The following is a 12067-nucleotide window of genomic DNA, read 5'->3' as shown; positions in this document are numbered from 1 at the left end:
GAGCTTCGTTGCATCCGTCGCGGCCCCCGAACCAATCGTCACACCCCTGTGACCAGGCACCTCACAAGATCACCACGACTTTGAATCAGCCCTGGGCTCCGACCGCAGTCAGGAAATCATGCGGCTCCGGAAGGGGCCCGCGCCGCACCAGCGTCCGCAGGGGCAGGACGAACGGAATCTGCCCCCGCCAGTCCGCCAGTTCCTCCGGCAGTTCATCGCGTGCCGTGGCGACAGCCAGCCACTGCAGCAGCGTTGTCTTTCCGCTGCCGGCGAGCCCTCGCAGAAGTACCCGTTGGCAGTCGGCTAACGCGTGCTCCGCACGCTTCACCACGACGGAGGGCCGGTCGTCCGCTTCCTCGCTGCCTGCAGGCCAGCCCGTCGGCCGCTCCGCCAGTTCCAAGCTCAAGTACGCCGCGTCCAGCGGCCAGCACGCACGTTCCGGCCGGCTCAGGTCCAGCCCTACGACGGTCAGCTGAGAATGCCGCTCCGCCACGTAGCTGAGATATCGCTCCTCGAAGGAAGGCCGCACCGTCGCCCGCACCGACCCGCGAACAACTCTTCTCGGAGAAGCCTCTGCCATCTGCGGTACGCGCGCGGCGGCGTGGCGTAGGGCCAGCAGCGGCTCCACATCCGTGCCCAGCGCCTTCGCCAGGGCCACCAGCGTGGTCTCGGAGGGCACCACTTGGCCGTTCAGCGCCTGGCTGACCGTTGTCCGCCCCAGCCCTGTCCGCTGCTGTAGCCCACCCATCTGCAGACTCCGCTGCGCCCTGAGGGTACGCAGCCGTAGCGCGAGTTCCGCCAGCGGATCCTCGTACACGTCCCCCATGTCCTGCTTCTCCGTCTCCCAAGTGACTGTCTTCGTTCATTTTTGTTCACCCTGAACCCAGGTGAACATCAGAACCGCGAAATTCGCCGAAGTCCCCGTCTTCGGTTGTCCTGGGAAGAAGGCATGAACACCTCATCCACCCACCTGATCCTGCTGGCCCTGCTTCTGGCCGTCGTCGGTCTCTTCTGCACGCTCGTAGGAGCAGCGGCCGGTCTGCTCGCTCGTATCGACGGAGCCACCTATGCCACCTCCCTGCTGCGCGGTGCCGTGGCCTTCGCGGGCAGTGCCACCCTGTCCCTGGCGCTGCTGACCTTCGTCCTTGCGGCGCTGTGAACCGAGGATCCTTTGTCCCGCTTCTGCAGGCGAGCGGACGAGGAGCTGTCGGCGCGGTAGGGGTCCTCGGCAGGCGCGAAAAGGGGATCCCGTACGCCGTCGGCGACGGTGCGCCCGGCCTGTCGGGCCAACGGCCTGGAAACGGGCCCGGAAAGCGAGTCCGCGCTGCCGTTCGCGTCGCGGACAAGGAATACTGGGCGCCATGGTTCAGCAGTCATCTCTTGGTGCGATGCCCTCCGTCGCCGACGTTTTGCACCAGCGGTACGCGGGGCGCCTTCCCGCAGCCTTGGACGACCTCGCCGGGCCGGATCACGGCTCGGTCGAGCTGCCGCTCCACATCGCCTGGTCGGGCCTGCGCACCTACGACCTCGACCGGCCGCGGCAGCGCATGGGCCTCTACCGGACCGTGCTCGCCGAAGGGCAGCGCGACGACATCGCCCGTTTCCTGAACCGCGAGCTGCTGCTCGCGCAGTGGCCGGTGATGAGGACCATGATCAGCAGGCATGTCCGCGAGGCGTGGGAGGCCGCGTTCCCCGAACTCGGGCACCAGGGGTCCGCCGCCGCGTGAGAATCACCGGTCTCCACCGCCGCCTTCTGGCGGACGTCCTCGCGATCGGCACCCCGTACCCGCTGGTGATCACCGGCGGCTACGCCGCCCAGGCCCACGGGCTGGTCGACCGGCTGAGCCAGGACATCGACGTCGCAACCGAGAATCCCGCCCCGATGGCGGCCATCGCCGATGACCTGGTCCGTGGTCTGACCGGGCGCGGCTGGCACGTCGGCATCATCAGTGTGGACCCGCTGGCCGCTCGCCTGATGGCCACCAGCGCCGACACCGGGGAGCAATGCGAGGTCGACGTCCTCAAAGAAAACCTGTGGGCCCGGCCGGCCCTTACCCCGTACGGCCCCGTCCTCGGCCTCGACGATGTGGTCGGCACCAAGGTCCGGGCGCTGGCGGACCGGGCGGCGCCCCGTGATTTCGTCGATGTACGCGCGGCTGCCCACGCTCACACGATCACGGATCTGGAGACGCTGGGGGAGCGGCACGGCCGCGGGCAGTTCCGCCTGGACGACCTTCGCGACCGTCTCGGGACCGCTCAGTGGATCGACGACGAGGAGTTCGAGACGTACGGACTGTCCGCGGACGAGATCTCAGAGCTGCGGCAGTGGGCCCAGGAATGGGTCAGCGATCTCGAACAGAGGCTTGGCACGGGCATGGACGACGACCTCGACGGCTGAAGCACCCCAGTGTCACACCGCGCCCGCCGTGGGCGCGCAGCCTTGCCCGGACGGCTTCGAGATCTACCGTCGGCACCTACGCGGTATCCCGGCCACGGGCCGACGCACGCCCAGTCTCCCCGACCCAGGCCAGAGGATCCACGGTCTCCACCACTTCGCAGAGCACGGCGAACGCCGCTTCCGAACTGCGGCGAAGGCTCCCGGACCCGCCGGGGGCCGGGCGGTCCGGCACCGGCCACCAGGACCGGCGGGATGGCGCGGCGCGGATAGCCTGCGCGTATGAAGCGGATTCAGCGGGCGGCCGGTGTGATCGTCGGCTCGGCGGTGGGTGACGCGTTGGGAGGCCCCTTCGAGTTCGGTCCCCGGGGTGCGTTCTCCGCGCGGTTTCCCGGGCCCGGTGCGGGTGGCGAGATGTGCGGGGGCGGTGGCTGGGACCCCGGCGAGGCGACCGACGACACGCAGATGGCTGTCCTGGTCGCGGAGTCGCTGCTGGAGCGGGGCGGACTGGATCTGCCGGACATCTTCGCCCGCTTCCAGCGGTGGGCGGCATCAGAACCGAAGGACATCGGCCTGCAGACCGAAGACGTCCTGACCAACGGCATGCCCTGGGACGTCGCCGCCGCGACCCAGTTCCAGGTCAACCAGCGGGCAGCGGGAAACGGCTCTCTGATGCGGGCATCGACCTCCGCGGTCCACTTCGCGCCCGCCGGCCGGGAAGCCACCATGGACGCGGCCCGCCGGATCGCCGCCCTCACCCACGGGGACCGCGCGGCGTGGGAAGGCACCGCGGTCTTCCACGAACTCATCCGCGTCACCTTCGAGGACACCGACCCCCTCACCGCGCTCCCGGACATCCTGGCCCTCGTCCACGCCGACCACCGCAGCCGCTACGCCACCGTCCTCGCGCCCGACTGGCACCCCGATCAGGCCACCGAGTTCAACGGTGCCGTCTGGCCCTGCCTGGGCTCCGCAGTCTGGGCCCTGCGCACCACCGCCGGCTTCGAAGACGCGCTACGAGCGGCGATCGACCTCGGCGGTGACACGGACACCGTCGCCGCGGTGACCGGGGGCCTCGCAGGGGCGTACTACGGGTTGGACGCCATCCCCGCCCACTGGACCCAGCCGCTCCATGTCCCCCTCCCGGGCTTCGACGGACGGGTGCTCCACCTGGCAGATCTGCTCCACCTTGCACACCGCCTCGGCGGCTGAACCGGGTCCTGCTCCGCACTCTCCACGAACTCCCGGCCCTCAGCAGCAGTCACCTGACCAGTGGCTCCGCAAGGAGGACGACTCGATCTGCTTCGACATCGAACCCGAGCACCGGATGACCATGGGCACCCTCCGGATGCATCAGCACCGGCTTACCCAACCGTCGCCCGATCTCCCTCAAGAAGCCGCAGAACACATCAAGTCGCTCCTGCCCCTGCAACTCGCGCAGATCAACGTCGAAATCGATCTCCTCGTCTGAGGAGAAGCGGAAGATCGCCAGCACTTCAGCTCTCAGCCAGACACGCAGGCTCGGGCACTCAGTATCCGCTGGTCGAGACAGTGCAGCCTCCGCCCGAGGCAGGGGAAGCACCCTCTCTCCTTCGGAGTACCGGCACTTCCAGCCCTTCCCCACGACGAGATCCAGCACGTCCTGCCAGTTGTGCCCCGAGGCATCAGGGACACTCACGTCCGGTAGCGACCCCATCAGGTCCGGATCGAAGAAACACTTCACGTCATCCCACAGCAGATCAGCCACACCGTCATACTGCCCGGCACCCGGCCTCAAACCACTCACGCCGGTGATCTGCCGACGGACCAGCGGCTGTTGATGAGACACATGTGGTAGCTCACATAAACGGCGAGGCGGTCATCTGGAGCGGCGGGCGGCTCGACTTCGCCGCCGTTTCAGGCCCGGGCAGCCGCCGGTGAGGTAGCAGAGCAGTTCGAGCAGGTCACCGGAGTCGACTTCGCCCAGATGCGGGCGGCGTTTCAACTCGTCCTTCGAGATCCCCATGTGCTCCCCAGCGGGCGACCCGCGCCTGGCTGCTCTGCTGCGGGCCCTGCGCCCGGATGAACGAGCGGCCGTTCCCTCCTGGGCCCACCCGCCGGACGGGCTGATGCCGAGGCGGCGCACGGGCGATCCGTGCGCGGCCCTCTCTCGCCGGGCCGGCGGTTACTGGCCGGGGTGGACGGCCTGGACGCCGGTGCCCGCGTACGCCTTGGGGGTCAGCGTGAGGAGGAACCGCCCGGCGGGATGGGCGGCCGACGGCCGGGCGGCGTGGATGGCGTGGACGGCGGCCCAGGAGTGCCCGAACCGCAGCAGCCCGGTCGCGGTGACCGCGGCGTCGGTGTCGAACGCCTCGATCCGGATGAACCGCAGCCCTTTGATGTAACCCAGCAGCCCGGGCCGTTCGGCGTCACCGGCGGTCAGCGACAGCACCGGCGCGTACAGATCACCGAGCCCGCCGGACGCCTGCACGTAGAACGCCGCGACCGCCTCGTTGAACGGGTCCTTCGGGTCGTACAGGGCCGTGGCCGTGGTGTGGTCGAGAACGACCGGGATCGCCGCCACTACGCGGCCGCCCGCGAGGGGTGCTGCGCCCCGCCCAGGCGCTCCAGCAACGCGCGGGCCGTCGCCTCGGCTTCCGGGCTCGGAGCGCTGCCGAGGGCGGCGGCGAGTTCCGAGCGGGCCAGCTCGGCCCGCTCGGCGTACTCGGCCCTGGTCGGCGTGCCCTGCGCCAGCTCCTCCACCAGGTTCCGGATCGTCGTGCCGTGCTCGGCGGCCAGCTGCGCCAGCCGGTCCCGCGCCGCCGCGCTCACTTTGATGCTTGTCTCGTCTGCCATGACCCGACTCTACCGCGATCCTCTACCGACGGTAGAGGATCGCGGGTGCCGGTCTCGTCTTTGCGTCGGGATGCCCTGTACCGCTCTGAGCGGCTGGCGTCGGCTCGGCGCCGCCGTCATACCTCGGCGTTGCTGGTGGGTTCGGGGCCGAGGGAGCGCACGGCCGGGAAACGCTCGGCGATGCGCATCGTTCACCGCCATCTGGGGCGTTGCCCAGGCGGGCGGTGCAGGGACGAGGAGTCTGCAGTCCCAGGTCGTCGGAGACGACTCAGCCGCGAAGATGGGCCAGAAGGCTGTCGCTCGCCGGGTAAAGGCGTTCTGCGGGGAGGAGTTGGTGGGCGGCGTCCAGAGCTCCGTCCCTGACGTGGGCATGGATCGTGTGGGCGAGCGTGGTGACGTCGCTGATCGAGACGATCCACTCCTCCGCGTAGCGCTCGGCGGCTTCGCCGGTGAGGCCGAGTTGCAGGGAGCGGTGAGCAAGCGGCTGTAGGTGCAGGTCGCGTTCGGGGTCCCACTGCACTCGGGCCGGGGCTCGCTTGAGCTGGCGTTTCCAGGTGGCGCGGTCGGGATGCAGCCCGTGCTCGTAGTGGGCCAGGCAGGCGTTTTCCAAGGCCCATTCGAAGCCCTCTCGGGTGATTTCGATCGCGAGGACGGTCTCCTGGCCTTCCTTGGCAGCCCATCCGCAGCGATACATCATCCAGAGGAACGACGGCTTGATCCACGTCATTCGGTCCCGCTGCCAGGTCGCGGGATAGCGGCCGTCGAGTGCGGCGGGCAGGCCGATCTCCGGTGTGTATGCCTGGTAGACCGTCACGGTGGTGGCCGTATGGAGGGCGCGGATCTGATGCTTGGGTTCTGACACGGTGACCAGAGTCGATGTCGGGTGCGCTTCGCGCCATCGAATTACCAGGTGGGATGAGTAGGTGTTTTCTTCCTGACGGTCTTGAGCGACCACGGCCCGGCTGGCGAACATCGCCAGCCGGGCCGTGGTCGTGTGGGTCGCAGTCCCACTGTGGAGGAAATCCGAGCATCGGGCCGCGGTGCGGGAGCTGGTGGCACATAACCGCCCGCCCGGCTCCCGCCGCGCCCCGGCCGTGCCGCTCTGGTGTTCGGCCACCGGGGGTGGGAGACAACCCCCCCCCGGGGCCGCTGGCCCTCACGGTCCCCCTCTGGCGGTCAGCTGAGCAGGACGAAGATGAACTGGCCGGGGACGCAGATGAGGCCGTAGCCGAGCAGCGGTAGACCGAGAACGGCGAGGTACAGCGCATTGATCGTCATGTTGAACCGGTCCTCCACGCCGACCATCCGGTTGGGATGCGTGGGGTCGTAGGTCACGTGGATCTGGGGCGGGTGGGTGTTCACCCAGTCGCCCGTTCCGTTGAACTCGCGGGCGGCCCCCGTGGCGTCGGTGAACTGGAAGATCCGCCGATCGGTCGGATGCCGTGTCGCCAGCACGGTGATGCCGCGCCGTCGCAGGAGCCAGGTCAGGAAGAGTCCTCTCCCCGCCCCGGTAGTGATCACATAGCCGAGGACCAGGGGTATCCAGCCGGTGAAGAACACGACCCGCTCAATGCTGGTGCCCCACACGACCACCACCACCGCATTCACCAGGCACACGGTCAGGAAGACGGCCAGGCCGATGCACCCGCGTCTGTGGAGCAGCGGCCGTCTCCCCGGCCCGGGCGTCGTCTGTACCAGCGCGGCACCGTCCTGCCGGGGCTCTCCGGGGCCGCGCTCCGGCAGCGCGGTACAGACCGCTTCGGTGAAGGCGGTCACCGCCGCCGCGCTGCGGCACCGCAGCCGGTACACCGTGGCGGGACCGCCTGCGGTGGTCAGCACGATCTCCAGGGTCAGCCCTCCGTCCGCCGCCCGTACCTCCTCCACCGCGGCGAGGGGAATACGCCGTATCCCGTCCTGGTCCAGCAGCACGTCGCCACGGTCGAGCCGGGCCGTACCGTCACGTCCGCGCAGTACGAGCGAGGAAGTCGTCATCACATTCCGTTCTCATTGGAGTCACCGGAAGAACGCTGAGAAGACCCGTAGGACGTGGCGAAGGTTGCCCCGCTCTGCCGGCGAGATGACCGAGGCCCGCCCCAACAGCCTTACCAGCCGATCTACTCGTCCTTGAGTGAGCTCCGCGCGCCCGAAGAGCAGCCCAACTGCCAGCGGGGGCGGAATCGGTCATTGGCGAGAGGGCGCCGGCTGCGGCCGGGCCGTGGGTTTCCTCTCCGGCGAACGTGGGACTACCGGCCGGCTCGCCGGACCCCATGTGGAAGAAGAACCGGGGCGGGTACGTCTCCGATATCGAGAGGTACCGGAAGGGGCGCCACGTGCACCGCGACATGCGCATTCAGCACGGGAAGCAGAGAAGGTGGGCGCCGTGGTGGTGACGTCTGAGGAGGGCCGGGTCGGCAGGGCGATGCGGGGCCGCGGGCCGGGTGTGTCGTTCTCCTGGAGCCCTATGCCGAAGGCGCGTGGCTGCTCTGCTGGACCGACCCCCGGATCGCCGCGGCGGACCGTGAACTCGGCAAGGACGTGGGGGACCGGCTGATCCCCGCACCGGAGGACCTTTTGGCGGTGCTGGACGAGGAACTTGCCGTCGTCTGGGCGGAACCGGCCGAGGCGCGGCTGCTGCGCGAGGAGCTCTTCTCCCACGGGGGAACCCCTCTCCGGCTCCCGGCTGAGGCAGGTGTTCCGCCGGCGTCGGGCGGCGTCCGAGGGCTGATCACCGATGCTGAACCGGGCGTGTGCCTGCGGCTCTGCACCGGGTCGCGGGCACACGCGCGTTCGCCCGTGAGACCGTCGGCACCCCTGTCCGGCCGGCGCCGGCGGCCGGACGAATGCCGCGACGTGCCACTGCCAGTCGGCCGGCCACTGAGGGTTCCAGTCCGGATCGATCTCCTTCAAGGCGGCTTCCCACTCGGGGCGGTCGTCCAGGGCACCGGGGCGGCGGGCGAGGGGATCGGGCGCCGTTGGTGTTCACCGCGCGCGACGGCGGGGCCGCGCGATGCCGGGCGGACGACCCGCCTGGCGCCGAACTATTTCCTCTTCTCCAGCAGCTTGGCCGTGCTCACGCGGTCCGTGTCGACGAAGGGATTGGCGGCGACATCGAGGCCGAAGAGCGGGTAGATGCGGCTCAGTGCTTCGTAGGCATCGCGTTCCGGGTCGCCCAGGGCTTTCCAGCTGTGGTTCCAGTTGTCGCTCGTGGCTGGCTGAGGGGCGCCTCGGAGCGGGAAGGTGGGGTCGTCGCCGGGGGCGAGTGTGCGTGGTGGCGACTCGACGAAGTCTGAGGCGACGATCCGGTGTGTCCATGGACCGTCGACTAGCGGCAGCACGTGCTGGTCGACCAGCCGGAAGTACTCCAGCGTGATCTCGGTCAGCACGAACACGCTGATTCTTTGAGCTCCGCTGCTGGAGTAGTACTCCATTGCCCAGCCCAGCATCTCCGGGGTGGCTGCCGCCGCTCCCGTGACCGCGCCGTCCTGCTCTACCAACAGTCCGTTACGGGCGGGAACCGTCAGCAGGAGCCCTCCCTCATGAGCCTCCGGACGCGTATGGACAGAGGCCCAGTTGAAAGCGCTGGAGCCCCGGAGTGTGTCCTGATTGCTCAGGACGTTCCGCAGGCCGCCGTCGGCGTACATGCTCGAGACAAGGCCGCGCGGTTGATCGGGGACGCTCTGGAAGAAGAGCACCGGCGCCTCCCACATCCGCAGGGCTGCGCGCAGGGCATCCCGGGTCTTCCCGCGGTCCGCAACAGGGACAGGCACGGCGGCGTCGACCCCGCGCCGCGCACGCAGGCCGTCGTTCACGAGCCGGTACACCTCGTCCTGCGGGAGGAAGGCCGTGGTGTCGCCGTTGCGGATCGGCACTGTCCAACTGTTCTTGATGAACTTGCCGTCCTCGGTGATGCCCCGGGTGACCATTGCCCACCGATCGGCCTCGGGCAGCGCCGGCACCTCGATCACGAAGTAGTGCCCGGACGCCTCCGAGTCATCCGCCGGGTGGTCGAACCAGAAGAACTTCACCTTGAGCAGCGGGCGCACGTACTCCGTGATGACGTCCTTGTACTTCGTGCTGTCGACCAGCTTCTTGTCGAAGGGCTTCACATCCTGCGCGACCTCGTAGAGCTCGGTCTGCTTCTTCTTCGCCTTGAAGCCGCACACGATCAGACCCCCGCCGGCGTTCGAGAACGCGGCGACGTCCTTGGCGAGCTCGAACTTGCCCTTGTCGGTGCTCAGGTCGTACGGCCCTTCGGGCGGGACGCTCTTGAAGTCGACCCACTCGTTCTCCGGCGTGCCCACGATCTCGTACGGCTGCTGTGCGGCGAGATAGGAGATGAGCTGAACCATGCTTTCGGCGGCCATGCCGCGGAGCCTACGTACAACAGGTGGGCCGTCCGCCCCCGCAGACCACTCTCCCCGCCGGCTGCCGGGCTCCCGGATACGGCAGCGCCCCCTGTCCCGCCCGGCCCGCTGCGCCCTTGTCCCCGAAACCGCCCCGCCCCGCCCCGCCGCCGTACCCCGTTGCCGCCCCAGGTCCCAGCGCTTCGCCCAGCGGTTTCAGGGGACGTGCGGCGGGTGGGGGTGGTGGCGGAGCCAGTGCTGGAACTCCCGGTGCCGGTACTGGAACCCCGCCCCGCTGCACCGCAAAAGCCCCGCACCTACCGCCCAGTCCAGGAAGCGGCCCAGCCGGAACGGCAACCGCCCGAGCGAACACACCAGGAACACCAGATACCTGCGTGAAGCCGCACCGAACGTGAGCATGGCCATGATCCCGAACGCGATCCCGACCGTGGTCCCGGAGATGATCCCGACCGTGATCCCGACCGTGGTCCCGACCGCGGCCCCGGCCGGGAGCCCGAGGAGGGCGTCGTTCCTCATGGCGGCCCGCGCTCCCCGGTTCGCCCCCGGCTCGTTCACCAGCGCGGGCGCGACCACGGCCGTGATCACGCCCGCGATCCCGAACACGATCCCGGCCGTGGCCCCGGCCGTGATCCCGAACACGATCACGCCCGCGATGGTGAACACGATCCCGGCCGTGATCCCGCGCCTGGCCCTGGCCCTCCGGAGCGGGTTCGTCCAGCGCCCGGGCGCCCCAACCTCCATGAAGCCGTAAACCCCTGCCATCACGGCAAATACCGGCGCGAACAGCCAAGCCGATTCCGTCGGGGCGAGGACCAGGGCGGTGAGGACGGCGAGGACGCTGAGGAGGGCGTCGGCCGCCTTCACACGTGCCCGTCCAGCGAGTGGCCACAGTTCGTGCAGGAGCAGATCGGTCCCCTCCGGCCCCTGCCCGCCCGTGCCCGCGGCCGTCCCGGTGCCGCCTGCTGTTCCTGCCGGGTCGAGGTGGGTGGTGAGGCGGTGGAGCCATCGGTGTACCTGGTCCGCCGTGTACCGGTCCGGGGTGGGCGCAAGGCGGATCGCTGCGGGGATGTAGCGGGCGAGGAGGTACTCGTCCACGGCGTCGGCGTCCTGGAGGGCGAGGAGTTCTCCCGGGTTGCCGTCGCGGTGGTAGACGGTCGCCACCAGGCCGAGCCTCCACGGAGTGGACAGCACGCCCGCGAGCATTCCCTGCGGCTCGTTGGCCAGGTGGTCGGTCAGGGTTCGCCACCGGGCTTCGTCGAGCGCACGGCCCTTCAGGTACTCCCCGGCGTGGGCTGCGTCGACGGGTTCGATCCCGATCCGGGCCGCGTCGACGACCGCCGTCTGCGGATGGAGCGCGTCGTAATGCGCGGTCCGGCAGGTCAGGATCAGCGGCCCCGCCTCCAGCCCCCGCTGATACCTGTTCAGCGCCTCCACCACCGCCACGGCCCGCGGCGCGCCCGGGTCGGGCACCCCACCGGGGCCCGGCGGGTCCATCTCGTCCAGCCCGTCCAGCACCGGCAGGACCAGCCCGTGCCGCACCAGCCCGGCCGCCGCCTTCGGCGGCCAGTCGTACGCCTCCACCAGCCGCGTCTCCAGTAACTGGGGCAGGGTCTGCCGCTCGGTGTCCCACCGTGACAGCGGAACCCGCACCGGCACCGGATCACCCTCACCCCGCCCCTCGATCAGCCCCAGCAGCAGCTCCAGCGCGCACACGGTCTTCCCCGCCCCACCGGCGCCGGTGATCACCAGCCGCTCCGGACGCACTTCCCGGTAGAACGCCACGATGTCCGGCAACGCCGGACCACCCGCACCGGCCGTGAACAGCCGGCCCGCCCCCGGCGCCGCAGCCGGCCGCACCCCGCCCGGATACAGCCGGTACACGAGACCGATCCGCTTCGTGTCGTCGCCCAGCAACTGCCGGCGCACCGCCCCCTCACCGGCCTCCACCTGGTCCGCCAGGGTCGCCGCCCGGCCCCGGGCAAGCGCGGCATCATCCCCCTGCACCGGCTTCCGCAACGCCGCCACACCGGCCGCCACCGCCGCCACCGCCAGAGGAACCGCCAGCAACCCCGCAGTCTCACCCGCCTCCAGCCCACCGCGCGTCAGCTGCCGCACCACATACACAGCAGAAACCACCGCCACCACACCGCACACCACACCCACCAGCAGCCACACACGCCGCTGCCGGCGCCCCCCAAGTCCCGTCACACCCACACCCTCCACCACCCTCACCCACCCGCACACCCGCCTTCCCCGTCTTGTGACCACACCGACGAACAACCATCCCGCACCCCGGAAACGGAACCCCAGCCACCACAGAAACCGGCAGCGCCTCACCGCCCCCTGCCCCGCGTTCCGCCGACCCCCTGTTCCCTGTCGTGGGACTGTAAATCATTCGGTGTAACTCCCGATCAAGGAAGATGCATCGATGACCAGTGAGAACGTGACCGAGGCCGAGTCCGTCGAGCCGGCT

The 12067-nt window shown here is 69.7% G+C and carries 13 protein-coding genes; 4 read left to right on the top strand and 9 right to left on the bottom strand.

Annotated elements, in window-relative coordinates; genetic code table 11:
* Positions 1–85 precede the first annotated feature (85 nt).
* On the bottom strand, positions 86–826 hold the full coding sequence (locus tag ACWEFL_RS35845) for a helix-turn-helix domain-containing protein (protein ID WP_451721255.1): 741 nt from the start codon (positions 824–826) through the stop codon (positions 86–88).
* 123 nt (positions 827–949) lie between these two features.
* Here ACWEFL_RS35845 and ACWEFL_RS35840 point away from each other — a divergent pair, with 123 nt between their 5' ends.
* The 4 genes from ACWEFL_RS35840 (at position 950) to ACWEFL_RS35825 (ending at position 3607) form a co-directional block, all read left to right on the top strand.
* A complete protein-coding gene (locus tag ACWEFL_RS35840) occupies positions 950–1159 on the top strand; it encodes a hypothetical protein (RefSeq protein WP_451721253.1) in 210 nt (69 codons plus the stop codon).
* Positions 1160–1361: 202 nt separating this feature from the next.
* Positions 1362–1727: a hypothetical protein gene (locus ACWEFL_RS35835; RefSeq protein WP_451721251.1), complete on the top strand. Its 366-nt coding sequence runs from the start codon at positions 1362–1364 to the stop codon at positions 1725–1727.
* Positions 1724–2398, top strand: coding sequence for a nucleotidyl transferase AbiEii/AbiGii toxin family protein (locus tag ACWEFL_RS35830; protein WP_451721249.1), 675 nt, complete (start codon positions 1724–1726; stop codon positions 2396–2398). The genes ACWEFL_RS35835 and ACWEFL_RS35830 overlap by 4 nt, the downstream gene beginning before the upstream one ends.
* Before the next feature lie 279 nt (positions 2399–2677).
* Positions 2678–3607 carry an ADP-ribosylglycohydrolase family protein gene (locus tag ACWEFL_RS35825; RefSeq protein ID WP_451721247.1) on the top strand — a complete coding sequence of 310 codons (930 nt, stop codon included), beginning with the start codon at positions 2678–2680 and terminating at the stop codon, positions 3605–3607.
* 49 nt (positions 3608–3656) lie between these two features.
* Here the strand turns inward: ACWEFL_RS35825 and ACWEFL_RS35820 are convergent, their stop codons facing one another.
* From ACWEFL_RS35820 to ACWEFL_RS35785, 8 genes are all read right to left on the bottom strand, one after another.
* Entirely contained in the window at positions 3657–4142 is a 486-nt protein-coding gene (locus tag ACWEFL_RS35820; RefSeq protein WP_451721245.1) for a hypothetical protein, read from the bottom strand.
* Between the two features lie 111 nt (positions 4143–4253).
* A complete protein-coding gene (locus ACWEFL_RS35815) occupies positions 4254–4400 on the bottom strand; it encodes a hypothetical protein (protein ID WP_451721243.1) in 147 nt (48 codons plus the stop codon).
* 159 nt (positions 4401–4559) lie between these two features.
* Entirely contained in the window at positions 4560–4958 is a 399-nt protein-coding gene (locus tag ACWEFL_RS35810; RefSeq protein WP_451721241.1) for a hypothetical protein, read from the bottom strand.
* The gene (locus ACWEFL_RS35805; protein ID WP_451721239.1) at positions 4958–5230 is read right to left on the bottom strand and encodes a hypothetical protein; all 273 of its coding nucleotides are present in this window, start codon (positions 5228–5230) and stop codon (positions 4958–4960) included. The genes ACWEFL_RS35810 and ACWEFL_RS35805 overlap by 1 nt, the downstream gene beginning before the upstream one ends.
* 268 nt (positions 5231–5498) lie before the next feature.
* Entirely contained in the window at positions 5499–6092 is a 594-nt protein-coding gene (locus ACWEFL_RS35800; RefSeq protein ID WP_451721237.1) for a DUF4291 domain-containing protein, read from the bottom strand.
* A 314-nt stretch (positions 6093–6406) separates the two neighbouring features.
* Positions 6407–7222 (bottom strand): hypothetical protein, encoded by an 816-nt coding sequence (locus ACWEFL_RS35795; RefSeq protein WP_451721235.1) that lies wholly within the window; start codon positions 7220–7222, stop codon positions 6407–6409.
* 1046 nt (positions 7223–8268) lie between these two features.
* Positions 8269–9594 (bottom strand): AlbA family DNA-binding domain-containing protein, encoded by a 1326-nt coding sequence (locus ACWEFL_RS35790; RefSeq protein WP_451721233.1) that lies wholly within the window; start codon positions 9592–9594, stop codon positions 8269–8271.
* A gap of 195 nt (positions 9595–9789) precedes the next feature.
* The gene (locus ACWEFL_RS35785) at positions 9790–11802 is read right to left on the bottom strand and encodes a hypothetical protein (protein WP_451721231.1); all 2013 of its coding nucleotides are present in this window, start codon (positions 11800–11802) and stop codon (positions 9790–9792) included.
* Positions 11803–12067: the final 265 nt, after the last annotated feature.

The organism is Streptomyces sp. NPDC004838 (assembly GCF_053600955.1).
This window is presented reverse-complemented; position numbering and strand designations above follow the sequence as displayed.

Coding starts and splice junctions, on each gene's coding strand:
- ACWEFL_RS35845 (WP_451721255.1), bottom strand. CDS start 826: ATGGGGGACGTGTACGAGGATCCGCTGGCGGAACTCGCGCTACGGCTG.
- ACWEFL_RS35840 (WP_451721253.1), top strand. CDS start 950: ATGAACACCTCATCCACCCACCTGATCCTGCTGGCCCTGCTTCTGGCC.
- ACWEFL_RS35835 (WP_451721251.1), top strand. CDS start 1,362: ATGGTTCAGCAGTCATCTCTTGGTGCGATGCCCTCCGTCGCCGACGTT.
- ACWEFL_RS35825 (WP_451721247.1), top strand. CDS start 2,678: ATGAAGCGGATTCAGCGGGCGGCCGGTGTGATCGTCGGCTCGGCGGTG.
- ACWEFL_RS35815 (WP_451721243.1), bottom strand. CDS start 4,400: ATGGGGATCTCGAAGGACGAGTTGAAACGCCGCCCGCATCTGGGCGAA.
- ACWEFL_RS35805 (WP_451721239.1), bottom strand. CDS start 5,230: ATGGCAGACGAGACAAGCATCAAAGTGAGCGCGGCGGCGCGGGACCGG.
- ACWEFL_RS35795 (WP_451721235.1), bottom strand. CDS start 7,222: ATGACGACTTCCTCGCTCGTACTGCGCGGACGTGACGGTACGGCCCGG.
- ACWEFL_RS35790 (WP_451721233.1), bottom strand. CDS start 9,594: ATGGCCGCCGAAAGCATGGTTCAGCTCATCTCCTATCTCGCCGCACAG.